Source organism: Micrococcus sp. Mcc28, from assembly GCF_024519775.1.
GTDB lineage: Bacteria > Actinomycetota > Actinomycetes > Actinomycetales > Micrococcaceae > Micrococcus > Micrococcus luteus.
Genome location: NZ_JALJRH010000006.1, coordinates 82,387 through 104,769 on the forward strand (window position 1 = coordinate 82,387; position 22,383 = coordinate 104,769).

Consider the following 22,383-nt stretch of genomic DNA (forward strand, 5'->3'; position numbering starts at 1 on the left):
GCGTCATCAAGCCAGGTGAGCCTCACTTGAACCGTTCCAGATCAATAGGTCATGATGGCGTGGTGTATTCGGATCAGTCTGCGTCGCCCCCCGCTCCGGCCCCGGCCGAGGGCACGCGCGAGCGTGTGCTGCAGCTGGTCCTGACGCGTGGACCCGTGAGCGCGGCCGAGATCGGCCGCGAGCTGGAGCTGACCGCGGCCGCCGTGCGCCGCCATCTGGACGCGCTCGAGGAGGACTCGCTCGTCGAGGTCAAGCGGGTCACCGCGGCCCGCGGCGCGGGACGGCCTTCCCGCCGCTACGTGGTCACCTCGCACGCGCAGGAGCACCTGCCCAAGGACCACCTCGCCGTCGCCCTGGACACCCTGGCCCGCCTCGAGGAGCTCGGCGGGGAGGAGGAGGTGCGCCGCACCGCGCGCCACGCCTTCCGGGAGATCGAGGAGCGCTTCACGGCCGCCGTCGACGGCCGGGAGACCGCGCTGCAGGACCGCACCCGGATCCTCGCGCGGGTCCTCGACGAGGCCGGCTACGCCGGCACGCTGCGCCACTTCGGCGCGGGCCTGGCGCCCACCCTCCGCGCGGACCAGGTCTGCCAGGGGCACTGCCCGTTCCAGGGAATTCCCGCCCGCCATCCGGAGTTCTGTGAAGAGGAGACCGCGCTGTTCGCCCGCCTGCTCGAGGTGGACGTGCGCCGGCTCTCGACCCTCGCCGCCGGCGCCCACGTGTGCACCACACACGTGCCGCTGGGCCGCGACTGAGCCGCGCGGGCCACGCCCCGGCTCCCGCCGACCACCCGACCGACCCCGACCGCAGTGACTAGTGAGAGAGGCTGAGATGACCGACCAGATCGTCCAGCGGGACTCCGCGGAGACCGCCGACCCCGGCGTGATCCAGGAGATCCTCGACAAGAACCCCGAGCTCAACGCCATCGGCGCCTACCAGTACGGCTGGGCCGACTCCGACGCGGCCGGCGAGAAGGCCGTCCGCGGTCTGAACGAGGACGTCGTGCGCGACATCTCCGGCAAGAAGGACGAGCCGGAGTGGATGCGCGACCTGCGCCTCAAGGCCCTCAAGTACTTCGAGCGCAAGCCGATGCCGGCGTGGGGCCCGGACCTGTCCGGCATCGACTTCGACAACATCAAGTACTTCGTGCGCTCCACCGAGGGCCAGGCCAAGACCTGGGAGGACCTGCCCGAGGACATCCGCAACACCTACGAGCGCCTGGGCATCCCCGAGGCCGAGCGCGAGCGTCTCGTGGCCGGCGTCGCCGCCCAGTACGAGTCCGAGGTCGTCTACCACCAGATCCGCGAGGACCTGGAGGAGCAGGGCGTCGTGTTCCTCGACACCGACACCGCGCTCAAGGAGCACCCGGAGATCTTCGAGGAGTACTTCGGCACCGTGATCCCGGTCGGCGACAACAAGTTCGCCTCCCTGAACACGGCCGTGTGGTCCGGCGGCTCCTTCGTGTACGTGCCCAAGGGCGTGCACGTGGAGATCCCGCTGCAGGCCTACTTCCGCATCAACACGGAGAACATGGGCCAGTTCGAGCGGACGCTGATCATCGCGGACGAGGACTCGTACGTGCACTACATCGAGGGCTGCACCGCCCCGATCTACCAGTCCGACTCGCTGCACTCGGCCGTCGTGGAGATCGTGGTGAAGAAGAACGCCCGCGTGCGCTACACCACCATCCAGAACTGGTCCACGAACGTGTACAACCTCGTGACCAAGCGCGCCGTGGTCGAGGCCGGCGGCACCATGGAGTGGATCGACGGCAACATCGGCTCCAAGGTGACCATGAAGTACCCGGCCGTGTACCTGACCGGCGAGCACGCCACCGGCGAGACCCTCTCCGTCGCGTTCGCGGGCAAGGACCAGCACCAGGACACCGGCTCCAAGATGGTGCACATGGCCCCGCACACGAACTCCTCGATCGTGTCCAAGTCCGTGGCCCGCAGCGGCGGCCGCGCCGCCTATCGCGGCCTGGTGCAGATCGCCGAGGGCGCGAACGGCTCCGCGAACTCGGTGGTGTGCGACGCCCTGCTCGTGGACACGGTCTCCCGCTCCGACACGTACCCGTACATCGACATCCGCGAGGACGACGTGACCCTCGGCCACGAGGCGACCGTCTCGAAGGTGTCCGAGGAGCAGCTCTTCTACCTCATGAGCCGCGGCATGTCCGAGGACGAGGCCATGGCCATGATCGTGCGCGGCTTCATCGAGCCGATCGCCCGCGAGCTGCCCATGGAGTACGCGCTCGAGCTCAACAAGCTGATCGAACTGCAGATGGAAGGATCGGTGGGCTGACATGACCGACACCGTGGAGAACACCCAGCGGACCATGATCCCGGGCATGGGCGAGGAGGGCGAGAAGCTCACCGTCGCGCAGAACCCGGCCGCCCGGGCCGGGGGCCGGGAGCGCAACGCCGCGGGCTCGCGCGCCGATCGCCTCAGCTCCTTCGAGCTGTCCGACTTCCCCGTGCTCACGGGGCGCGAGGAGGACTGGCGCTTCACCCCGCTCAAGCGCCTGGGCGGGCTGCACCTGCCCGAGGGCGACGACGCGCGCCTGACCGGTGCCGCGCCCGCCGTGGCCGTGGCCGAGCAGGCCGGCGTCACGGTGGAGACCGTGGCCCGCGACGACGCCCGCGTCGGCTCCGTCCTGACCCCCGACGACCGCGTGTCCGCCGCGGCCTGGAACTCGGTCTCCGAGGCCACCGTCGTCACGATCTCCGGCGAGGTCGCCGAGCCGGTGCGCATCGACGTCGTCGGCTCCTCCGCCGACCCGGCCGCGATGCACCTGACCGTGCTCGTGGAGGAGAACGCGCAGGCCGACGTCGTGATCGCCCACCGCGGCACCGCCGTGCTGGCCCAGAACGTCGAGTTCGACGTGCGCCGCGACGCCCGCCTGAACGTGGTCGCGCTGCAGGCCTGGGAGGGCGATGCCGTGCACGTCTCGGCCCAGCAGGCCTCGGTCGCCACGAACGCGCACTTCAAGCACGTGGCCGTGTCCTACGGCGGCGGCGTGGTGCGGCTGACCCCGACCGCGCGGTTCGCCGCCGAGCGCGGTGAGGCCGAGATGTACGGCCTGTACTTCGCCGACGCCGGGCAGCACCTCGAGAACCGCCTGTTCGTGGACCACAACCAGCCGGACTGCGTCTCGAACGTGCTCTACAAGGGCGCCCTGCAGGGCACGGACGCGCGCACCGTGTGGGTGGGCGACGTGCTGATCCGCAAGGAGGCCGAGGGCACGGACACGTACGAGAAGAACCAGAACCTGCTGCTCTCCGACGGGGCGCGCGCGGACTCGGTGCCGAACCTGGAGATCGAGACCGGCGTGATCGAGGGGGCGGGCCACGCGTCCGCGACCGGCCGCTTCGACGAGACCCAGCTGTTCTACCTGATGGCCCGCGGCATCCCCGAGACCGAGGCCCGCCGCCTGATCGTGCGCGGCTTCCTCAACGAGATCATCCAGAAGATCGGTGTCGGCGACGTCGAGGACGAGCTGACCGCCGTCATGGAGGACGAGCTCCGCATCGCGCAGCTCTGACCGACGCCCCGCAGACCCCACCGCCTTCCACCCGAGGAGAACCACCATGGCAACCCTGCAGATCACCGACCTGCACGTGCAGATCGCGACCGAGAACGGCCCCAAGGAGATCCTGAAGGGCCTCTCCCTGACCATCGAGACGGGCGAGACCCACGCGATCATGGGCCCGAACGGCTCCGGCAAGTCCACCCTGGCCTCGACCATCGCCGGCCACCCGCGCTACGAGGTCACCTCCGGCTCCATCACCCTCGACGGTGAGGACGTCCTGGAGATGGGCGTCGACGAGCGCGCCCAGGCCGGCCTCTTCCTGGCCATGCAGTACCCCGTGGAGATCCCGGGCGTCACCATGACCAACTTCCTGCGCACCGCCAAGACCGCGCTCGACGGCCAGGCCCCCTCGCTGCGCACCTGGACCAAGGACGTCAAGGGCGCCTTCGAGGCCCTGCAGATCGACCCGGCGTTCATGAACCGCAACGTCAACGAGGGCTTCTCCGGCGGCGAGAAGAAGCGCGCCGAGATCCTCCAGCTCGAGCTGTTCAAGCCCAAGTTCGCGATCCTCGACGAGACCGACTCCGGCCTCGACGTCGACGCGCTGCGCATCGTCTCCGAGGGCGTCAACCGCGCCCAGGCGCAGAACGAGATGGGCACCCTGCTGATCACCCACTACACGCGGATCCTCAACTACATCAAGCCGGACCACGTGCACGTGCTGGTGGACGGCCGCGTCGCCGAGTCCGGCGGCCCGGAGCTCGCCGAGCAGCTCGAGGCCGAGGGCTACGCCCGCTTCGAGAAGGCCGCGGCGGGGGCCTGAGATGACGGAGACCACGAACCAGGCGCCCACGGAGGACATCCGTGAGGCCCTCAAGGACGTGATCGACCCGGAGCTGGGCGTCAACGTCGTGGACCTGGGCCTGCTCTACGGGCTGCACTACGCCGACGACGGCGCGCTGCTCGTGGACATGACCCTGACCACCGCGGCCTGCCCGCTCACGGACGAGATCGAGGACCAGGTCTCCCGCGCGATCGGCACCATGGTGGACGAGTGGCGGCTGAACTGGGTCTGGATGCCCCCGTGGGGCCCCGAGCGGATCACCGAGGACGGTCGCGACCAGATGCGCGCCCTCGGCTTCAACATCTGATCCGGCCCGGACCACGACGGCGGCCCGTCACCTTCGCGCAGAAGGTGACGGGCCGCCGTCGTGGTGGGGGAGTGCGGACGGGCCGGCAGGCGCCCCGGCGCTCCCGGCTCAGATGTCCAGGGAGGAGGCCCGGAAGGTGTCGCACTGGCGGATGTCGGGCTCCTGCTGGGAGCTCTGGTAGCCGCGCATGAACCAGGCCATGCGCTGCTCCGAGGTGCCGTGCGTGAACGCCTCGGGGTCCACCCGGCCGGTGTGGGTGGACTGGATGCGGTCATCGCCCACGGCGGAGGCCGCGTCGATGGCCTGGCGCAGCTGGCCCTGCGAGATCGGCTTCAGGAACGGCGCACCGGACTCGGGGTCCACGGTGGAGGCGGCGTGCCCGGCCCACATGCCGGCGAAGCAGTCGGCCTGCAGCTCCGCGCGCACGGCGCCGGAGGTGGGGCCGGTGGTCCCGTCCTTCGAGTGCTGCAGGTAGCCGGTCACCTGCTGGACGTGGTGGCCGTACTCGTGCGCCACGATGTACTCCTCCGCCAGCGGTCCGCCCTCGGCGCCGAAGTCGGTCTGCAGCGTCTCGAAGAACGCGGTGTCGAAGTACATGGACTCGTCCGCCGGGCAGTAGAACGGGCCCGTGGCCGAGGAGGCGCTGCCGCAGCCGGTGCTCACGCCGCCCTGGAACAGGGTGAGCTGCGGCTGGCGCCACTGGATGTCCGAGAACTGCGCGAGGTACTCGCCCCAGAACTCGTCCGCGGCCTCGGTGGTCGCGACGACGCGGCAGTCGGTGTTCTGGTTGGCGTCCGCACCGCTGGCGCACTCCTCGTCCGAGAGGGGCTGGCTCTGGCCGCCCGAGCCCGTCTGCTGCTGGTACTGGCTCTGGCCGACGGACCCGCCACCCGTGTCGATCCCGAGCTGCTCGGCCAGCCCGGGGGCGAAGATCGCGAGCAGCACCGCGAGCAGGCCGCCGCCACCGCCGATGGCGATGCCCCGGCCCCCCAGCCCGCCGCCACCGCCCGATCGGGCCCGGCCGGCGTCGATCTGCACGTTCTCGTTGAAGCTCATGGGGCCAGAGTGTAGACGGACTAGACTGGCCCGGCACCGCGCTGGCCCCCGCCCGTCGAGATCGGCCGGGCCCCGCCGATGCACCCCTGTTCCCCCCTCGACCCTTGGAGTCTGACACCCCCATGCTGACCGTCACCGATGTCGAACTGCGCGTGGGCGCCCGTCTCCTCATGGACGAGGTGAACTTCCGCGTGGACAAGGGGGACAAGGTCGGCCTCGTGGGGCGCAACGGCGCCGGCAAGACGACGCTGACCAAGGTGTTGGCCGGCGGCGGGCAGCCCACGGCGGGCACCGTGACCCGGACCGGGCGCATCGGCTATCTGCCCCAGGACCCCAAGGTCGAGGACATGGACCAGTCCGGCCGCGACCGCATCCTCTCCGCCCGCGACCTGGACCAGACCATCCGGCGCATGCGCGAGGCCGAGGCCGGGATGGCCGCCGTCGACGACGCCGAGCGGGAGCGGGCGATGAACCGCTACTCCCGCCTGGAGGCGGAGTTCGAGGCCCGCGGCGGCTACGCGGCCGAGTCCGAGGCCGCCCGGATCACGTCCAACCTCGGCCTGCCGGACCGCGTGCTGGACCAGCCGCTGCACACCCTCTCCGGCGGCCAGCGCCGCCGCGTGGAGCTCGCCCGCATCCTCTTCTCCGACGCGGACATCATGCTGCTGGACGAGCCCACCAACCACCTCGACCACGACTCGATCGTGTGGCTGCGCGACTACCTGAAGACCTACTCCGGCGGCCTCCTGATGATCTCGCACGACGTGGAGCTCATGGAGATGACCGTGAACAAGGTCCTCTACCTGGACGCGAACCGGCAGACCATGGACGTCTACAACATGACGTGGAAGAACTACCTCGCCCAGCGCCAGCAGGACGAGGCGCGCCGCCGCCGGGAGTTCGCCAACGCGGAGAAGAAGGCCTCGGCCCTCATGGCCCAGGCCGAGAAGATGCGTGCCAAGGCGACCAAGGCCACCGCCGCGCAGAACATGATCAAGCGCGCCGAGCGGCTCATGCGCGGCGTCGAGGGCGAGCGCGCGGTCGACCGCGTGGCCGCGATCCGCTTCCCCACCCCGCAGGCCTCCGGCAAGACGCCGCTGCGCGCCGAGAACCTCTCCAAGTCCTACGGCTCGCTCGAGATCTTCACGGGAGTGGACCTGGCGATCGACCGCGGCTCGCGCGTGGTGATCCTGGGCTACAACGGCGCCGGCAAGACGACGCTGCTGCGCATGCTCGCCGGGGAGGAGACCCCGGACACCGGCGAGGTCCAGGCGGGCCACGGGCTCAAGCTGGGCTACTTCGCCCAGGAGCACGACACCCTGGACCAGGACGCGTCGGTCCTGGACAACATGCGCCACGCCGCCCCGCAGCTCGGCGACACCCAGGCGCGCACGCTGCTCGGATCGTTCCTCTTCCAGGGCGACGACGTCGACAAGCCCGCCCGCGTCCTCTCCGGTGGCGAGAAGACCCGCCTGGCGCTGGCCACGCTCGTGGCCTCGAGCGCGAACGTGCTGCTGCTGGACGAGCCCACGAACAACCTCGACCCCGCCAGCCGCGAGGAGATCCTGAACGCGCTGCAGCAGTACGAGGGCGCCGTGGTGCTCGTGACCCACGACGAGGGCGCCGTCGAGGCGCTCGACCCCGAGCGCGTGGTGCTGCTGCCGGACGGGGTCGAGGACCTCTGGAACGACGACTACAGGGACCTCATCACCCTCGCCTGAGTGCGCGGGCCGCCGAGGCGGAGGGCGGGCTCAGTCGAAGAGCGCGTCCTCGGCCTCCTCATCCGTGAGCCGCCCGTCGCGCCGCCGGACCGGCTTGGCGCGGGGGACCCGGTGAGCGGAGAGCAGCCCGTCGTCCGCGGCGTCGTCGAGGGCGTCGGCCCGGTCGTTGCGGGCGCGCATCCACGCGGAGTACCCCCACACCCCGAAGCCCATGGCCGCGAACAGGTACCACTGGATCGCGTAGGACAGGTGCGGGCCCTCGTCGAGGGTGGGCTCGACGAGCTTCTGCGGCATCGGCTCCACCGCCGGGTCCTCCGTGACCATGATCCCGTAGGCAGTTCCGGCCACGGGCCCGCCCACGGTGTCGGCGATCTCGGCGAGGTCGATCGAGGGCACCTGGCCCTCCGGGGCGTCGCGGTCCAGGGCCGGCTCCCCGGGCTTGACCCGCACCACGACCTCGGCGTGGCCGGCGGGCGGGGCCGGCACGGCGTCCGGCTGACCCGGACTGTTGCCCACCGGGAGCCAGCCGCGGTCCACCACGACGACGGGGCCCTCGTCCGTCCGGAACGGCACGAGCACCTCGTAGCCGGGCTGGCCGGCCCGGGGGCGGTTGCGGACGATGAGCGTCTCGTCGACGAGGTACTCGCCGGTCAGTGTCACGGGCGTCCACTCGTCGTCGGTCTGGAACGCGGTGAACAGCCGGGAGGCCTCGGCGAACGGAACCGGGTCGTCGTCGTAGTTCTCCAGGACGCGGTTGACGCGGTGCTGGACCTCCACGCGGCGGTCCCACTGCCACTGCGCGAGCGCATGGCACAGGAAGGCGAAGAGGACGCACACCACGAAGCCGAGGATCCACGGGCCGGTGGCGAGGAAGCCGAAGCGCAGGGCAGGAAGGCGTTCGGCGTCGCGGGCGGTCGGGTCCGTCATGGGGGCGGGGGTGCTCATGGGCGCGGGGGCTCCTGCGGGGTCTCGGGCGTGTCGACCTCGGGCGCCTGCGTGGCGGCCGGATCGAGCGGGCGGGAGCGCCGCAGGAAGCCGCGGGCGCTCAGGAAGTCGTCCAGGAAGGGCCGATGGTCCGTGCAGGCCAGCCAGGTCTTCACGCGGTCCGGGGCGTGGACGCGCGGGTTGTTCCACTCCAGGGCCCAGGCGGCCTCCGCGGTGCAGCCACGACGCGAGCAGACCGGCCGCTCGGGCCCGTCCACGGCGGCGTGCGGGGATCGGGCAGTGGAGGCACCGGCGGCGGGGTCAAGGCGGCCGGACGCGAGGGCGCCCAGCAGGTCCATGCCCGGCTCACCCGGGACCGCGCCGATCACGCGCCGCCCCGTCCGGGCAGGCCGGGACTGCCGGCGGACGAGGACCCTCGGCCCAGCGCCCGTGGCGCACGGTCGCGCGGGTCGTCCACGAGGTCGCCGGTGAGCACGACCGGCTCGGGCGCCGCCGCGTCGTCGGGGCGGGGGGTCAGGGCCGGTCCCTGGGCGGGCACGGCGCGCAGGGTGCCGGCCTGCTGCGGGCCGGTGTTGTTCACGCGCACGACGGCGACGTAGGGCAGCACGACCGCGCCGAGGATGAACCCGAGCTGCCACCAGCCGTGGGTGAAGAGCGCGGCGACGAAGCAGGCGGTGCGGAGCAGCATCTGGACCAGGTAGACCCTCATGCGCGCCTCCCGGTCCGCGCTGCGGCCGGCGGCGGCGGTGGTGACCCCCTGGACCTCCGGTGTCGCCCCGCGCCCGGCGTGGGCGGGACGGCCGGCTCGGGAGCCGGCGGCGGAGCTGGTCATGGCGCATCCTCCTGGCACGTCGCGCCCTGCGGGGCCCCCGCGCGGCCGCGGACGTAGAGTGGTGGTTCACATGCCGGCGCGCCCGCCGTCGGCGGCGTCCCGCAGGACGGCGTCGACGGCGCCGCGCCGGTGCTCCAGTCTAGTCCCGTCCCGTCCGGAAGGTGTTCCCATGGCCGATCAGACCACCACGCCCGCAGCGGACGCGCAGGCCGCCGGCCGCAGCGTCCTCGTCACGGGGGGCAACCGCGGCATCGGCCTGGCCATCGCCCGGGCGTTCGCCGCGAACGGCGACCGCGTGGCCATCACCTCCCGCTCGGGGGAGGGGCCGGAGGGGGTCCTCGCGGTCCGGGCCGACGTGACGGACGCGGCCTCCGTGGACGCGGCCTTCCGCGAGGTCGAGCAGGCCCACGGCCCGGTCGAGGTGCTCGTGGCCAACGCCGGGATCACCCACGACCAGCTGCTGCTGCGCATGTCCGAGGATGACTTCACCTCGGTGATCGACACGAACCTCACCGGCGCCTTCCGCGTGGTGCAGCGCGCCACCAAGGGCATGATACGCCTGAAGCGCGGCCGCATCGTCCTGATCTCCTCCGTGGTGGGCCTGCTCGGCTCGCCCGGCCAGGTCAACTACGCCGCCTCCAAGTCCGGCCTCGTCGGGATGGCCCGCTCGATCACGCGCGAGCTCGGCGCGCGCGGCATGACCGCGAACGTCGTGGCCCCCGGCTACATCGACACCGAGATGACGCAGTCCCTCGACGACGAGCTCAAGGCCCAGTACAAGACGTCCATCCCGGCCGGCCGCTTCGCCGCCCCGGAGGAGGTGGCCGGCGTCGTGCGCTGGCTGGCCTCGGACGAGGCCGCGTACATCTCCGGGGCCGTGATCCCCGTGGACGGCGGCCTGGGCATGGGCCACTGACGACCACCGACCGCTGAGCAGACAGGAAGCACAGAACATGACCGAGCAGGACCTGGCCGGACGCGGCGTCGTCGTCACCGGCTCCTCCCGCGGCATCGGAGCCGCCACCGCCGAGCTGCTGGCCGCCCGCGGCGCGGGCGTCGTGGTGAACTACCGCCAGAAGGCGCCGCGCGCGAACAAGGTGGTGCAGAGGATCGAGGAGGCCGGCGGCCGCGCCGTGGCCGTGGGCGGCGACGTGACCGTCGCCGAGGACCGGGCCGCGCTGCTGGACGCCGCCGTGGAGCACTTCGGCTCACTCGACGTGCTCGTGCTCAACGCCTCGGGCGGCATGGAGTCCCAGTTCGGCGAGGACTACGCCCTGAAGCTCAACCGTGACGCCCAGGCCGCGCTGGCCGACGCCGCGCTGGAGCGCATGGGCGCCGGCGGGCAGATCGTGTTCGTGACCTCCCACCAGGCGCACTTCATCGACGAGGTCGCCACCATGGACTCCTACGAGCCCGTGGCCCGCTCCAAGCGCGCCGGCGAGGACGCGCTGCGCGAGCGCATCCCCGCGTTCACGGAGAAGGGCGTGGGCTTTGTGGTGGTCTCCGGCGACATGATCGAGGGCACCATCACCGCCACCCTGCTCGACCGCGCCGAGCCCGGTGCCATCGAGGCCCGCCGCGAGGCCGCCGGCAAGCTCTACTCGGTGGAGGAGTTCGCCGCCGAGATCGCCTCTCTCGTGGGCCGCGACGACCTCGAGGTCGGCCACACCGAGCTCGTGGGCGGCGCCGAGGACTTCCTCGGGCAGGACTGAACCGCACCACACCCCTGACCACGAGGGCCGGATCCGTGGGATCCGGCCCTCGTGGCATCTCGGCTCGGGCGGCTCAGAGACCGAGGAGCCACCGCAGGGGGGTGAAGGAGGGCACGTCGACGACGACGTCCGCGTGCTCCCGGAGGATCGGCTTGGCGCACAGCGCCACGCCGCAGCCGGCCGCCTCGAGCAGATCGATGTCGTTGGCGCCGTCGCCCACGCCCACGGCCTGCTCGGGGGTGAGCCCCGCGTCCTCGGCCCAGGCGCGCAGCATGGCGGCCTTGGCCGCGCGGTCCACGACGTCGCCGAGCACCCTCCCGGTCAGGTGCCCGTCCCGCACCTCGAGCTCGTTGGCGCAGTAGGCGTGCACGCCCCACGCCTCGGCCAGCGGGGCGAGCACCTGGGTGAAGCCGCCGGAGACCGCGCACACCCGGCCGCCGGCCGCGGTGATGGCCTCGATCAGCGCGAGGGCTCCGTCGGTGGGCCGGATGGCCCGCACCACGTCCGCCACGACGCCCACGGGCAGCCCCGCGAGCGCCTCGACGCGCGCGTGCAGCGAGGCGGCGAAGTCGAGCTCACCGCGCATCGCCCGCTCCGTCACCTCAGCGACCTCGGCCTCGCGGCCGGCGTGGGCGGCGAGCAGCTCGATGACCTCCTGCCGGATCAGCGTGGAGTCCACGTCCGTCACCACGAGGGGCGCCGGCGCGGCGGCGACCGCCGCCGGCAGCGTGAGCACGTCCCACCCGGAGCCCGGCTCCGGGGCCGCCGCCCACTCGTCCGCGGCGAAGCGCCAGCCCAGCAGGCCGTCGTCGGTGAGCCGCTCGGCGTCGTCGGGCACGCCGGCCGGGGGCGCGTCCGTGACGAGGAGGGCGGGGTCGGCGGTGACGACGAGGCGGCGCAGGGTGCTCATGCGCGGCATCCTAGGCGGGGGTGCGGGCGCGGCCGGGCGTGCGTCGCATCGGCGACGCGCCGGCCGGCCGGACTAGGCTGGCCCCCATGACCACCCCCGCGCCTCCCGACGACTGGTTCCTCCCGGATGAGGACGCCGTGCTGCAGATGCGCCGCGTGCGCGTGCGCCGCGGCACCACCGACATCCTCGGCCCCCTGGACTGGACGGTCCGCGCGGGGCAGCGGTGGATCGTGATGGGCCCGAACGGCGCCGGCAAGTCCACGCTGCTCCAGCTGGCCGCGGCCCGCCTGCACCCGACCGCCGGCGACGTCGGCGTGCTGGACGAGGTGCTCGGCGCCGTCGACGTGTTCGAGCTGCGCCCGCGCATCGGCCTGTCCTCCGCCCAGCTCGCCGCCCAGGTGCCCGCGAACGAGACCGTGCAGGACGCCGTCGTCACCGCCGCCTACGGGATCACCGGCACGTGGCGCGAGCGGTACGAGACGGAGGATCGCGCCCGCGCGCTCGGCCTCGTGGCGACCTGGGGGCTCTCCCGCCTCGCGCACCGCGCGTTCGGCACCCTCTCCGACGGTGAGCGCAAGCGCGTGCTCATCGCCCGTGCCCTGATGACCGATCCCGAGCTGCTCCTGCTGGACGAGCCCGCCGCGGGCCTGGACCTCGCCGGGCGGGAGGACCTCGTGCGCCAGCTGACGGCGCTCGCCACGGACGAGGACGCGCCCGCGCTGGTCCTCGTCACGCACCACCTCGAGGAGGTGCCCCCGGGCTTCACGCATGCCCTGCTGCTGCGGGACGGCGGCGTCGTGGCGGCCGGGCCCATCGAGTCGACGCTCACCGAGGAGCACCTCTCCGCGGCGTTCGGCACGGACCTGAAGGTGACCCGCACAGGCGGTCGGTACACCGCCGTGGCCCGGTGACGGGGCTGCTGACCGCGCAGCTGCTGGGCATGGACCTGTGGCAGGTCCTGCTCGTGCTGCTCGCGGGGTTCTGGGCCGGCACGATCAACTCGGTGATCGGCTCGGGCACGCTCGTCACCTTCCCGACGCTCGTGGCGGTCGGGTTCCCGCCCGTGACGGCCCAGGTCTCCAACGCGATGGGCCTGGTGGCCTCGGGCTTCTCCGGCACGTACGGGTACCGCCGCGAGCTGGCCCAGTCCCGGGCGCTCCTGCCGAAGCTGACCGTCGCGTCCCTGCTCGGCGGGGTCATCGGCGCCGCGCTGCTCACCACGCTGCCCCCGGCCGTGTTCGGCTACGTCGCGCCGGTGCTGCTCGTGGTGGCCCTGACGGTCGTCGTGCTGCAGCCGCGCATCCAGGGGTGGGTCAGGCGTCGGGCGGAGGACCAGGGACCGACCCCCGGCGCGGACTCTCCCGTGCCGGTGGGCCCCGTGACCCCGACGCTGTGGACGCTCGTGTTCCTGACCGGCATCTACGGCGGCTACTTCGTGGCCGCCCAGGGCGTCATGCTCATGGCGATCTTCGGCGTGCTGCTGGTGGGCGGCACCCTCGTGCACGCCAACGCCGTGAAGACGTGGCTGTCGCTGGTGGTCAACCTCACCGCCGCGGCGTTCTACCTGGTGTTCGCCTTCGACCGCATCGACTGGCGGGCCGTGCTGTTGATCGCGCTCTCCTCGCTCGTGGGCGGGCTCGTGGGCGCGCGGATCGGGCGGCGCATCTCGCCGACGGCGTTGCGCGTCACCATCGTGATCGTGGGCCTGGCCGGGCTGGTGGTCATGGTGATGCGGCAGGTCTCGGGTGGGTGAGGGCGGGACCCGCGAGGTGCGCCTGGAGCGGATCGAGGACCTCGCCGACCCCCGCCTGGCCCCCTACACGACCATGACGGACGCGGCCCTGCGCCGTCGCGTCGACGCGGAGCACGGCGTCTTCCTCGCCGAGTCCTCCCAGGTGGTCCGCCGCGCACTGGACACCGGACACACCCCGCGCTCCTTCCTGCTGGGGGACCGCTACCGCGGGTCCTTCGCGGACGTGCTCGCCGCCCATCCGGACGTCCCGGTCTTCACCGGACCCGACGACGTGCTCGAGGCCCTCACCGGCTTCCACCTGCACCGCGGCGCCCTGGCCGCGATGGACCGCCCCGCGCCCCGGCCGCTCGCCGACGTCCTCGCGGGCGCCCGGCGCGTGCTCATCGCCGAGGACCTCGTGGACCACACGAACCTGGGCGCCGTGGTGCGCTCCGCCGTCGCCCTCGGCTGGAACGCACTGCTGCTCACCCCGCAGGCCGCCGACCCGCTGTACCGGCGCGCCATCCGCGTCTCGATGGGCACGGTGTTCCGCCTGCCGTGGGCGCGCCTGCCCGGTCCGGTCGCCGAGTCGCTGCCCGCGCTGCGGGCGGCCGGGTTCGCGGTGGCCGCCCTCGAGGTGACGGAGCGGGCCGTGGGCCTGGACTCCGCTCGGATCGAGCCGCTGCGGACCGCCGAGCGTCTGGCCCTCGTCCTCGGCCAGGAGGGGCCGGGGGTCCGGCCCGAGACCCTCGCCCAGACCGACGCCGACGTCGTCATCCCCATGCCCGCCGGCGTCGACTCGCTGAACGTGGCCGCGGCCGCGGCGGTCGCGCTGTGGGAGCTGCGCGCACGCTGACCGGCCCGGGTGCGGTAGAGTGGGCGGCTGGCCCGCCGTCCGGCGGACCCCCTGACCACACCTCTCGCGCCCCTGGTCCCAATCAGGCGGCTGAAACGAAGGATGCACCATGAAGTCTGAGATCCACCCGGATTACCGCTACGTCATCTTCAACGACCTCGCCTCCGGTGAGAAGATCCTCACCCGCAGCACCGCGAACTCCGAGAAGACCGCGGAGTGGACCGATGGCAACACCTACCCGGTGATCGACGTCGAGATCTCGGCCGCCTCGCACCCGTTCTACACGGGCAAGCAGCGCATCATGGACACCGCCGGCCGCGTCGAGCGCTTCAACGCCCGCTTCAAGGGCTTCGGCGGCAAGAAGTGACCGCGGCGGCCTGAGCCGCGCGCCCACCACGACGACGGGCCCCGGGCCCCCGGAGCGATCCGGGCGGTGCGGGGCCCGTCGCGTCGCCCGTAGGCTGGCGGGCATGACGACTCTCCACGGTGAATACAAGGTGATCGGCGGCAAGCTGGTCGCGGCGGACCTGAGCCTCGCGGACGGCCGGATCGCGACCGCGAGCATCAACGGCGACTTCTTCCTCGAGCCGGACGAGGCGCTCGAGGACCTCAACGCGGCGGTGGCCGGGCTGTCCGCGGACGCCGAGCACCGGGTCATCCGGGAGGCCGTCGAGCGGGGGCTGCGCTCCGAGGCCGAGCTGTTCGGCGTGGACGCCTTCGCGGTCGCCTCGGCCGTGCGTCGGGCCCTCGGCAAGGCGACCACGTGGGGGGACCACGAGTGGGAGGTCATCGGGCCGGAGCCGATGCCGATCGCGCTGACCGTGGCCCTGGACGAGGTGCTCACCCGGCAGGTGGCCGAGGGACGTCGCAAGCCGACCCTGCGCCTGTGGCAGTGGAACGAGCCGGCCGTGGTGATCGGCGCCTTCCAGTCGCTCGCCAACGAGGTGGACCCCGAGGGGGCGCGGCGGCACGGCATCAACGTGGTGCGGCGGATCTCCGGCGGCGGCGCGATGTTCATGGAGGCGGACAACTGCGTCACGTACTCGATGCACGTGCCGTCGTCGCTGGTCGACGGGCTGGAGACGGCGGAGACCTACCCGTTCCTGGACGAGTGGACCATGGACGCGCTCTCCCGGCTCGGCGTGCACGCGTTCTACCAGCCGCTCAACGACATCGCCACGGACCAGGGGAAGATCGGCGGCGCCGCGCAGAAGCGGGTGGGCACGGCCGGGCTGCTGCACCACGTGACGATGAGCTACGACATCGACGCGGACAAGATGCTCGAGGTGCTGCGCATCGGCCGGGAGAAGCTGCGCGGCAAGGGCGTGACCTCGGCGAAGAAGCGCGTGGACCCGCTCCGGCGCCAGACCGGCGTCTCCCGCGCCGAGATCTGGGAGACCATGATGACCACCTTCGAGGAGCGCTACGGCGCCCGCCGCGTCGAGCTGGACGAGGCCACCCGTGAGGAGGCCGAGCAGCTGGCCCGCACCAAGTTCACGACCCCCGAGTGGACCGCGCGGGTGCCCTGAGCCGCCTGACGGCGTCCCGGCACCGTCCGGCACGCTTCCGTCCGGGGGCGGTTTGCGGTGGTATTCGACGTGAGTACCGCCCGAAACCGCCCCCGACGCGTCGAGGTGTGGCGGGGCGGCTCTGTCAGGATCGGACCATGACCCCCGACGACGACGCCCCCGTCCGCCTGATCGCCCGCTCCGACGCCCCGGGGCGCCCACGGTCGACCGTGGACGTCCACTGCGCCCTCGAGCTGGAGCTGGCCTCCGGCCGCCGCGTGCCTCTGCTCACGGACCGCGGCTGGACGAGCCGGGCGGCGGCCGCACGCCTGCCCAGGAGGAGACGCGACACTGGGACGCGCTGGCAGCGGTCGCGGCCGAGGCCGGGGTGCCGGTGGGGGCCGCAACGTTGCGCGAGCTGCCGCTCGTGGGGGAGACCTCGCCCGAGCTGGCCGCCCTCGTGGACCGGGCGCACCGCGAGGCCCGCGCCCTGAACCGGCTGCTCGGCGTCCACCCGCTGGCCCTCGGCACGGTCGCGCCGGCCGACGTGCTGGGCGCCGACGCGACCGCCGCGCTGCGGACCGGGCTGGCCGCGGGACTCGGCGTCGCGCCGACGGCGTGGGAGGACCCGGGCGTCGTGCTCGCGCCCGCCGCGGACGCCGACCCGGAGCTGCTGCACGTGGTCCTGCTGCACACGACCGCGGTGGTCGCCGGGCCACCCGCACTCGTGGCCCGCCTCGCGGACGCCGACGTCTCCGACCTGCTCGACGACGCCTCCCTCGGCGCGCACCTGCGCCGCCCGGTGGAGGACGTGTCGGCGGCCTGGCTCCACGCGGCCGACCGGCAGGCGCTGTCCCTCGACCCGGACGGCGGGGCCGCGCACGTGGCGCGCCACGCCGAACTGACGGCCGTGCTGGAGACGCGGCCCGTCGTCGTCGAGCGGGTGGGGATGCGCGACCGGGACGCCCAGCGCGCCGCCGACGCCGTGGGCCTGCGCCGGGTGGGCCGGGAACGCGTGCTCCGCGTCGCCGCGCCCTGAGCCACCGTGGTCACGACACGCCGTCTGTCCCGCAGGGACGCGGCGTGTCGTGACCACTCCGGGCTGGACCGGGCCGGCGGCTCAGCCCGCCGGCTGCGCCGCCTGCACGCGCAGGGACCGCCGCAGGGCGTCCGTGTGCTCCACGACCAGGCGCCGTAGGGCCCCCGGGGCGTCGGGGTGCTCGTCCAGCCAGCGCTGGGCCGCGGCCAGCGTCGGGTGCGACTCCTGCGCGTCCGCGTCGCCGGCCACCGCGTCCTGGCGGCCCGGGAACAGCCCGCCGATCGCGCGCGAGGCCAGCCCGTTGGATCGTGAGGCCCACACCGAGGTCAGGCGCGGCCAGAAGCCGGACTCGTAGGGGGCGAGGAGCTCGACCTCGCCCGCGGCGAAGCCGGCCGCCGTGGCCGAGAGCAGGTCGTTGGACAGCTCCGTGCCAGTGGCCGTGCGACCGGACATGACCGCCTCCCACGCCGCGGCCTTGACCTCGGCATCGGGGCGGGCGGCCGTGGCGAGGCGATGCCACGTGACCGTCTGGGCGGTGCGGCCGGCCTCGAGCTCCGCGTCCAGGCGGTCCTGGTCGGCCCGGCCGGTCGCGGCGAGGGCCTGGAGCACGAGCCAGCGCAGCTCCGCGTCGATCGCCAGGCCCGGCGCCGACGTCGCCGCGTCCTCGCCGAGCAGGGCGGCCTCGAGGGCCGCGGCCATCCCGACGTCGGCCCGCGCCAGCGTCGCCCACGTGCGGGCCGCGGTGCGCTGGCGGTCGGAGCCGGCCTCGAGCGTCCGGGTCTGTTCGGCCAGCACCTCGCCCACCAGAGCGCGCAGCGCGTCCCGGTCCTCGGCGCGGGCGTACTGGCCCACGGCCGCGGCGGCCTGCGCCAGTACCTGCGCGTGCACGCCCACGGTCGCGATCCGCGCGGACAGCGTCGCCACCGCGTCGAGGAACCGGGCGACCGGCAGCTCGCCGTCGCGGGTCATCGACCACAGGGCGGCCCACACGGTGGCCTCCGCGAGCGGGTCCGCGATGGGGTGGGTCAGGGCCGCGCGCAGCGACCCCGCATCGAGCGCGACGGCGGCGTAGGTGAGGTCCTCGTCGTTGGGCAGCACGAGGCGGACGCCCCCGGGGACCTCGAGGTCCGGCAGGGGCACGGCCGCGCCCTCCGCCCCACCCGGCACATCGGCGGTGACCTGGGCGGTGCGGCGCAGGACGCCGTCCTGCCCGGGCATGAAGACGCCGACCTTCAGCACGTGCGGGCGGAGGATCGGCCCGCCCGTGACCGGGTCCGCGCCCTCCTGGCGCAGCACCGGGGCGTCGCCGTCGACGTCGACCCGCAGCCGGGGCACGCCGGAGGTGTGCAGCCACGCGTCCGCCCACCCGCGCATGTCCCGCCCCGAGGCGGCCTCGAGCGCGGCCATGAAGTCGTCGAGGGAGGCGTTGCCCCACGCGTGGGCGGCGAAGTAGCGGTGTGCGGCGTCGAGGAACGCGTCCCGGCCCACGTAGGCGGCCAGCTGCTTGAGCACGGAGGCGCCCTTGGCGTAGGTGATGCCGTCGAAGTTCTGACGGGCGGCCTCGAGGTCGACGATGTCCGCGACGATGGGGTGTGTCGTCGGCATCTGGTCCTGCACGTACGCCCAGGCCTTGCGGCGGGACGCGAAGGTCACCCATGCGGTCCGGAAGTCGGTGGCCTCGTCCACGCCGAGGGCGCCCATGTAGTCCGCGAACGACTCCTTGAGCCACAGGTCGTCCCACCAGTGCATCGTCACGAGGTCGCCGAACCACATGTGCGCCATCTCGTGCAGGATCACGTTGGCCCGGCCCTCGTACTGGACCGCGGTGGCCCGCGAGGTGAACACGAAGTCCTCGGTGAAGGTCACGAGGCCCGGGTTCTCCATGGCGCCGAGGTTGTACTCGGGCACGAACGCCTGGTCGTACTTGCCCCACGGGTACGCGACGCCGAAGAGGTCGTGGAAGAACGTCAGCCCCCGCTTGGTCACGTCGAACACGGCCTCGGGGTCGAACGCGTCGGCCATCGTGCGCCGGGTGAACAGCCGCAGCGGCACGGCCTGCGCGCCGCTGGCCGGGTGACCGTCCCAGGCGTCCTCCCACTGCGCATAGGGGCCGGCGAGCAGCGTCGTGATGTAGGTGGACTGGGGGAGCGTCGGGGCGAACTCCACCCGGACGACACCGTCCCCGGCCGGCGTCCGGGACACCTCCGGCCGGTTCGAGGCCAGCACCCAGTCCTCGGGTCCGGTGAGGGAGAAGGTGAAGGCGGCCTTGAGGTCCGGCTGCTCGAAGTCCGGGAACACGCGGCGCGCGTCGGCGGGCTCGTACTGGGTGTAGAGGTAGACCTCGCCGTCGGCGGGGTCCGTGAAGCGGTGCAGGCCCTCGCCCGACCGGGAGTACACGGACCGGCCGACCAGCTCCACCACGTTCTGCGCCGCCAGGTCGGGCAGCAGAACCCGGGCCTGGCCCACGACCTCGGTCAGGTCCAGCGTCGTGCCGTTGAGGGTCACCGACTCCACGCCGCCGTGGATCCAGTCCAGGTGGGTCTGCACGCCCGGCTCAGCGCACGCGAAGCGGATCACGGTGCGGACCGGATAGGTGTCGGCCGCGGCGTCCCGGGCGTCGGAGAGGTCCACGTCCACGACGTAGTCCTGCACCGTGAGCAGGCGGGAGCGGTCCGCGGCCTCCGCGCGGGTGACGTTGGTGGCGTCGAGGTCGGGGGTGGTGTCGGTCAAGGCGAGCCTCCGGTCGGGGATCCAGCGGGGACGGCGACGCGCGGACACACCGCGGCGTGCCCGCGCGTCGGCGGTGGTCCGGGACCGGCGGCCCGGGGCCGCGTCAGTGCGGCGTCGGGACGGGCTGGCCCTTGGAGAGCACCGTCAGGCCGGATTCTGTCACGGTGTAGCCGTTCGCCTCGTCCTCCGCCCGGTCGAAGCCGATGCGCGCGCCCGGGGGCACGACCACGTTCTTGTCCAGGATCGCGTTGCGCACGTGGGCCCCCTCGCCGATCACGACGGAGTCCAGCAGCACCGACTGCTCCACCCACGCCTCGTTGTGCACGCGCACGTCCGTGGAGAGCACGGACTGGGCCACGGTGCCGCCGGAGATGACCACGCCCTGGGAGAGGATCGAGTCGTTCGCCGAGCCGGGGCGGCGGGTGGACGAGCGCACGAGCTTGGCCGGCGGGGAGACGGACTGGCGGGTGTAGAGCGGCCACTCGCGGTTGTAGAGGTTGAACTCCGGCCACGGCTGCACCAGGTCCATGTGCGCGTCGTAGTAGGAGTCCAGGGTGCCGACGTCCCGCCAGTAGTGCTTGCCGGCCGTGCCGCCGGGCACCTCGTTGGCGGTGAAGTCGTACACCCCGGCCTCGCCGCGCTCCACGAACAGCGGGATGATGTCTCCGCCCATGTCGTTGTTCGACTCGGGGTTCTCCTCGTCCTGGTTCAGCGCCGCCACGAGGGCGTCCGTGTCGAACACGTAGTTGCCCATCGAGGCCAGGAACTGCGTGGGGTCGTCCGGCAGGCCGGGGGTCGTCTCCGGCTTCTCCACGAACGCCGCGATCCGCGTCCTGTCCTGCGGGTCCGTCTCGATCACCCCGAACGAGGAGGCCAGCTCGAGCGGCTGGCGCACCGCGGCCACGGTCGCCTTGGCGCCCGAGGCGATGTGCTGGTCCACCATCTGCTGGAAGTCCATGTGGTAGACGTGGTCCGCGCCGATGACGACGACGATGTCCGGCCGTGCGTCGTGGATCAGGTTCATGGACTGGTAGATGGCGTTCGCGCTGCCCGTGAACCAGTCCTTGCCCCGGCGCTGCTGCGCCGGCACGGAGGCAACGTAGTTGTTCAGGAGCGTGGACATCCGCCACGTCTCGGAGATGTGGCGGTCCAGCGAGTGCGACTTGTACTGCGTCAGCACCACGATCTCGCGGTACCGGCTGTTGACCAGGTTGGAGAGCGCGAAGTCGATGAGGCGGTACGTGCCGCCGAACGGGACGGCCGGCTTGGCACGGTCGGCCGTCAGCGGCATCAGGCGCTTGCCCTCACCGCCCGCCAGCACGACCGAGAGGACCTTCTTCTGCACCATCTGTGTCACTCCTCGTGAGCCGGGTCGTCGCGACCCGCACGCGTGCTCGGGGCGTGCGGGGCATCCGTGCCGCCAGACTATCGACCCCCGCCGGGCTGAACTAGGTTGGGGGCGTGCGCATCGACATCGTGAGCAAAGAGTTCCCCCCGTCCATCTACGGCGGTGCCGGCGTCCACGTCGCCGAGCTGACCCGTGTCCTGGCCTCCCGCGCCGACGTCCGCGTGCACGCCTTCGGCGCGCCGCGCGACCCGGACTACCACGGGGCCCGCGTCCTGACGTACCCGAACCCGCCCGGGTTCGACGCCGCCAACGGGGCCGTGCAGACCCTGGCCACCGACCTCACGATCCTCGGCGACCTCGAGGGCGCCGACGTCATCCACTCCCACACCTGGTACGCCAACCTGGCCGGCCACCTCGGCAAGCTCCTGCACCAGACCCCCCACGTCCTCTCCGCGCACTCCCTCGAGCCGCTGCGCCCCTGGAAGGCGGAGCAGCTCGGCGGCGGCTACGCCCTGTCCAGCTGGGCCGAGCGCACGGCGTACCTCGGGGCGGACGCGGTCATCGCGGTCTCGGACGGCATGCGCCGGGACATCCTGGCCTGCTACCCGGACGTGGACCCGGCGAAGGTGCACACGGTCCACAACGGCATCGACACGCAGGTCTGGACCCCGCAGACCGGCACCGCCGCACTGGAGAAGTACGGAATCGACCCGGACAAGCCCTCCGTCGCGTTCGTCGGCCGCATCACGCGCCAGAAGGGCGTGCCCCACCTGCTCCGTGCGGCCCTGCGGCTGCCGGAGGACGTCCAGCTCGTGCTGTGCGTGGGCGCCCCGGACACCGCGGAGCTGGCGCACGAGGTGAACGAGTTGATCTCCGAGCTGCGGCGCACCCGCCAGGGCGTCGTCGTGATCGAGGGGATGATCCCGCGCCACGAGGTGATGGAGATCCTCACGGCCGCCACCGTGTTCGCCTGCCCCTCGGTCTACGAGCCGCTGGGCATCGTCAACCTCGAGGCGATGGCGTGCGGCACCGCCGTCGTCGCCTCCGCCGTGGGCGGCATCCCGGAGGTCGTGCAGGACGGCGAGACCGGCCTGCTCGTCCCCTTCGAGCAGGTCGACGACGGCACGGGGGCGCCCGTGGACGAGGAGAGGTTCGCCGCCGACTTCGCGGCCGCGCTCACCCGCGTCGTGGAGGACCCGGAGCGCGCCCGCGCGATGGGTGAGGCCGGCCGGGCCCGCGCGATCGAGCACTTCTCGTGGGAGACCATCGCGGAGCGCACGATCGAGGTCTACGAGGCCGTGCTGCGCTGAG

22 protein-coding genes are annotated in these 22,383 nt (G+C 72.9%); 15 read left to right on the forward strand and 7 right to left on the reverse strand.

Features of this window, described 5'->3' with window-relative positions; translation table 11 throughout:
* Nucleotides 1–62 precede the first annotated feature (62 nt).
* From NR073_RS04595 to NR073_RS04615, 5 genes are all read left to right on the forward strand, one after another.
* On the forward strand, nucleotides 63–755 hold the full coding sequence (locus NR073_RS04595; protein ID WP_223247562.1) for a metalloregulator ArsR/SmtB family transcription factor: 693 nt from the start codon (nucleotides 63–65) through the stop codon (nucleotides 753–755).
* Between the two features lie 76 nt (nucleotides 756–831).
* A complete protein-coding gene (gene sufB, locus NR073_RS04600; protein ID WP_036315257.1) occupies nucleotides 832–2,304 on the forward strand; it encodes a Fe-S cluster assembly protein SufB in 1,473 nt (490 codons plus the stop codon).
* Between the two features lies 1 nt (nucleotide 2,305).
* Nucleotides 2,306–3,544 carry a Fe-S cluster assembly protein SufD gene (gene sufD / locus NR073_RS04605; RefSeq protein WP_095695708.1) on the forward strand — a complete coding sequence of 413 codons (1,239 nt, stop codon included), beginning with the start codon at nucleotides 2,306–2,308 and terminating at the stop codon, nucleotides 3,542–3,544.
* Between the two features lie 46 nt (nucleotides 3,545–3,590).
* Entirely contained in the window at nucleotides 3,591–4,355 is a 765-nt protein-coding gene (gene sufC / locus NR073_RS04610) for a Fe-S cluster assembly ATPase SufC (protein WP_127435201.1), read from the forward strand.
* 1 nt (nucleotide 4,356) lies between these two features.
* On the forward strand, nucleotides 4,357–4,683 hold the full coding sequence (locus tag NR073_RS04615; protein ID WP_002855327.1) for a metal-sulfur cluster assembly factor: 327 nt from the start codon (nucleotides 4,357–4,359) through the stop codon (nucleotides 4,681–4,683).
* Between the two features lie 108 nt (nucleotides 4,684–4,791).
* Here NR073_RS04615 and NR073_RS04620 read toward each other — a convergent pair whose 3' ends face one another.
* On the reverse strand, nucleotides 4,792–5,739 hold the full coding sequence (locus NR073_RS04620; RefSeq protein WP_127435200.1) for a neutral zinc metallopeptidase: 948 nt from the start codon (nucleotides 5,737–5,739) through the stop codon (nucleotides 4,792–4,794).
* A 122-nt stretch (nucleotides 5,740–5,861) separates the two neighbouring features.
* Here NR073_RS04620 and abc-f point away from each other — a divergent pair, with 122 nt between their 5' ends.
* A complete protein-coding gene (abc-f, locus tag NR073_RS04625; RefSeq protein WP_060974284.1) occupies nucleotides 5,862–7,460 on the forward strand; it encodes a ribosomal protection-like ABC-F family protein in 1,599 nt (532 codons plus the stop codon).
* A gap of 30 nt (nucleotides 7,461–7,490) precedes the next feature.
* Here the strand turns inward: abc-f and NR073_RS04630 are convergent, their stop codons facing one another.
* Genes NR073_RS04630 through NR073_RS04640 form a run of 3 tightly spaced genes read right to left on the reverse strand, consistent with a single transcriptional unit; the run spans nucleotide 7,491 to nucleotide 9,237 of the window.
* Entirely contained in the window at nucleotides 7,491–8,405 is a 915-nt protein-coding gene (locus NR073_RS04630) for an SURF1 family protein (protein WP_127435199.1), read from the reverse strand.
* Nucleotides 8,402–8,773 (reverse strand): hypothetical protein, encoded by a 372-nt coding sequence (locus NR073_RS04635; RefSeq protein ID WP_036336831.1) that lies wholly within the window; start codon nucleotides 8,771–8,773, stop codon nucleotides 8,402–8,404. Before NR073_RS04635 ends, NR073_RS04630 begins: the two co-directional genes overlap by 4 nt.
* Nucleotides 8,770–9,237: a DUF3099 domain-containing protein gene (locus tag NR073_RS04640; RefSeq protein ID WP_134377165.1), complete on the reverse strand. Its 468-nt coding sequence runs from the start codon at nucleotides 9,235–9,237 to the stop codon at nucleotides 8,770–8,772. The genes NR073_RS04635 and NR073_RS04640 overlap by 4 nt, the downstream gene beginning before the upstream one ends.
* Before the next feature lie 169 nt (nucleotides 9,238–9,406).
* Between NR073_RS04640 and NR073_RS04645 the strand changes: the two genes are divergently transcribed.
* A complete protein-coding gene (locus NR073_RS04645; RefSeq protein ID WP_127435563.1) occupies nucleotides 9,407–10,153 on the forward strand; it encodes a beta-ketoacyl-ACP reductase in 747 nt (248 codons plus the stop codon).
* A 37-nt stretch (nucleotides 10,154–10,190) separates the two neighbouring features.
* On the forward strand, nucleotides 10,191–10,949 hold the full coding sequence (locus NR073_RS04650) for an SDR family oxidoreductase (RefSeq protein ID WP_127435562.1): 759 nt from the start codon (nucleotides 10,191–10,193) through the stop codon (nucleotides 10,947–10,949).
* A gap of 73 nt (nucleotides 10,950–11,022) precedes the next feature.
* Here the strand turns inward: NR073_RS04650 and serB are convergent, their stop codons facing one another.
* A complete protein-coding gene (gene serB / locus NR073_RS04655; RefSeq protein ID WP_134377167.1) occupies nucleotides 11,023–11,859 on the reverse strand; it encodes a phosphoserine phosphatase SerB in 837 nt (278 codons plus the stop codon).
* Nucleotides 11,860–11,945: 86 nt separating this feature from the next.
* On the opposite strand from serB, the gene NR073_RS04660 reads away from it, so the two are divergent.
* The 6 genes from NR073_RS04660 to NR073_RS04685 all read left to right on the forward strand — a co-directional run bounded on the left by NR073_RS04660 (nucleotide 11,946) and on the right by NR073_RS04685 (nucleotide 16,994).
* The gene (locus NR073_RS04660) at nucleotides 11,946–12,770 is read left to right on the forward strand and encodes an ABC transporter ATP-binding protein (RefSeq protein ID WP_052520061.1); all 825 of its coding nucleotides are present in this window, start codon (nucleotides 11,946–11,948) and stop codon (nucleotides 12,768–12,770) included.
* Nucleotides 12,767–13,612 carry a sulfite exporter TauE/SafE family protein gene (locus NR073_RS04665; protein ID WP_041103831.1) on the forward strand — a complete coding sequence of 282 codons (846 nt, stop codon included), beginning with the start codon at nucleotides 12,767–12,769 and terminating at the stop codon, nucleotides 13,610–13,612. The genes NR073_RS04660 and NR073_RS04665 overlap by 4 nt, the downstream gene beginning before the upstream one ends.
* Complete coding sequence (locus NR073_RS04670; protein WP_134377168.1) at nucleotides 13,605–14,447, forward strand: RNA methyltransferase; 843 nt, start codon at nucleotides 13,605–13,607, stop codon at nucleotides 14,445–14,447. The genes NR073_RS04665 and NR073_RS04670 overlap by 8 nt, the downstream gene beginning before the upstream one ends.
* Before the next feature lie 109 nt (nucleotides 14,448–14,556).
* Nucleotides 14,557–14,814 (forward strand): type B 50S ribosomal protein L31, encoded by a 258-nt coding sequence (locus NR073_RS04675; RefSeq protein ID WP_036336843.1) that lies wholly within the window; start codon nucleotides 14,557–14,559, stop codon nucleotides 14,812–14,814.
* A 103-nt stretch (nucleotides 14,815–14,917) separates the two neighbouring features.
* Entirely contained in the window at nucleotides 14,918–15,976 is a 1,059-nt protein-coding gene (locus NR073_RS04680; protein ID WP_127435501.1) for a biotin/lipoate A/B protein ligase family protein, read from the forward strand.
* A 388-nt stretch (nucleotides 15,977–16,364) separates the two neighbouring features.
* Nucleotides 16,365–16,994: a hypothetical protein gene (locus NR073_RS04685; protein WP_230277982.1), complete on the forward strand. Its 630-nt coding sequence runs from the start codon at nucleotides 16,365–16,367 to the stop codon at nucleotides 16,992–16,994.
* A gap of 81 nt (nucleotides 16,995–17,075) precedes the next feature.
* On the opposite strand, the gene pepN is transcribed toward NR073_RS04685, so the two are convergent.
* Both pepN and glgC read right to left on the reverse strand, forming a co-directional pair.
* Nucleotides 17,076–19,724, reverse strand: coding sequence for an aminopeptidase N (gene pepN, locus NR073_RS04690; protein ID WP_134377169.1), 2,649 nt, complete (start codon nucleotides 19,722–19,724; stop codon nucleotides 17,076–17,078).
* 103 nt (nucleotides 19,725–19,827) lie between these two features.
* The gene (glgC, locus tag NR073_RS04695) at nucleotides 19,828–21,072 is read right to left on the reverse strand and encodes a glucose-1-phosphate adenylyltransferase (RefSeq protein WP_044658929.1); all 1,245 of its coding nucleotides are present in this window, start codon (nucleotides 21,070–21,072) and stop codon (nucleotides 19,828–19,830) included.
* Nucleotides 21,073–21,185: 113 nt separating this feature from the next.
* Between glgC and glgA the strand changes: the two genes are divergently transcribed.
* The gene (gene glgA, locus NR073_RS04700; protein ID WP_044658928.1) at nucleotides 21,186–22,382 is read left to right on the forward strand and encodes a glycogen synthase; all 1,197 of its coding nucleotides are present in this window, start codon (nucleotides 21,186–21,188) and stop codon (nucleotides 22,380–22,382) included.
* Nucleotide 22,383: the final 1 nt, after the last annotated feature.

Excerpts from the sequence above, each read along its gene's own strand:
- sufB (WP_036315257.1), top strand. The coding sequence starts at position 832 with ATGACCGACCAGATCGTCCAGCGGGACTCCGCGGAGACCGCCGACCCC.
- sufD (WP_095695708.1), top strand. The coding sequence starts at position 2,306 with ATGACCGACACCGTGGAGAACACCCAGCGGACCATGATCCCGGGCATG.
- sufC (WP_127435201.1), top strand. The coding sequence starts at position 3,591 with ATGGCAACCCTGCAGATCACCGACCTGCACGTGCAGATCGCGACCGAG.
- NR073_RS04615 (WP_002855327.1), top strand. The coding sequence starts at position 4,357 with ATGACGGAGACCACGAACCAGGCGCCCACGGAGGACATCCGTGAGGCC.
- NR073_RS04620 (WP_127435200.1), bottom strand. The coding sequence starts at position 5,739 with ATGAGCTTCAACGAGAACGTGCAGATCGACGCCGGCCGGGCCCGATCG.
- abc-f (WP_060974284.1), top strand. The coding sequence starts at position 5,862 with ATGCTGACCGTCACCGATGTCGAACTGCGCGTGGGCGCCCGTCTCCTC.
- NR073_RS04630 (WP_127435199.1), bottom strand. The coding sequence starts at position 8,405 with ATGAGCACCCCCGCCCCCATGACGGACCCGACCGCCCGCGACGCCGAA.
- NR073_RS04640 (WP_134377165.1), bottom strand. The coding sequence starts at position 9,237 with ATGACCAGCTCCGCCGCCGGCTCCCGAGCCGGCCGTCCCGCCCACGCC.
- NR073_RS04645 (WP_127435563.1), top strand. The coding sequence starts at position 9,407 with ATGGCCGATCAGACCACCACGCCCGCAGCGGACGCGCAGGCCGCCGGC.
- NR073_RS04650 (WP_127435562.1), top strand. The coding sequence starts at position 10,191 with ATGACCGAGCAGGACCTGGCCGGACGCGGCGTCGTCGTCACCGGCTCC.
- serB (WP_134377167.1), bottom strand. The coding sequence starts at position 11,859 with ATGAGCACCCTGCGCCGCCTCGTCGTCACCGCCGACCCCGCCCTCCTC.
- NR073_RS04660 (WP_052520061.1), top strand. The coding sequence starts at position 11,946 with ATGACCACCCCCGCGCCTCCCGACGACTGGTTCCTCCCGGATGAGGAC.
- NR073_RS04675 (WP_036336843.1), top strand. The coding sequence starts at position 14,557 with ATGAAGTCTGAGATCCACCCGGATTACCGCTACGTCATCTTCAACGAC.
- NR073_RS04680 (WP_127435501.1), top strand. The coding sequence starts at position 14,918 with ATGACGACTCTCCACGGTGAATACAAGGTGATCGGCGGCAAGCTGGTC.
- glgC (WP_044658929.1), bottom strand. The coding sequence starts at position 21,072 with ATGGTGCAGAAGAAGGTCCTCTCGGTCGTGCTGGCGGGCGGTGAGGGC.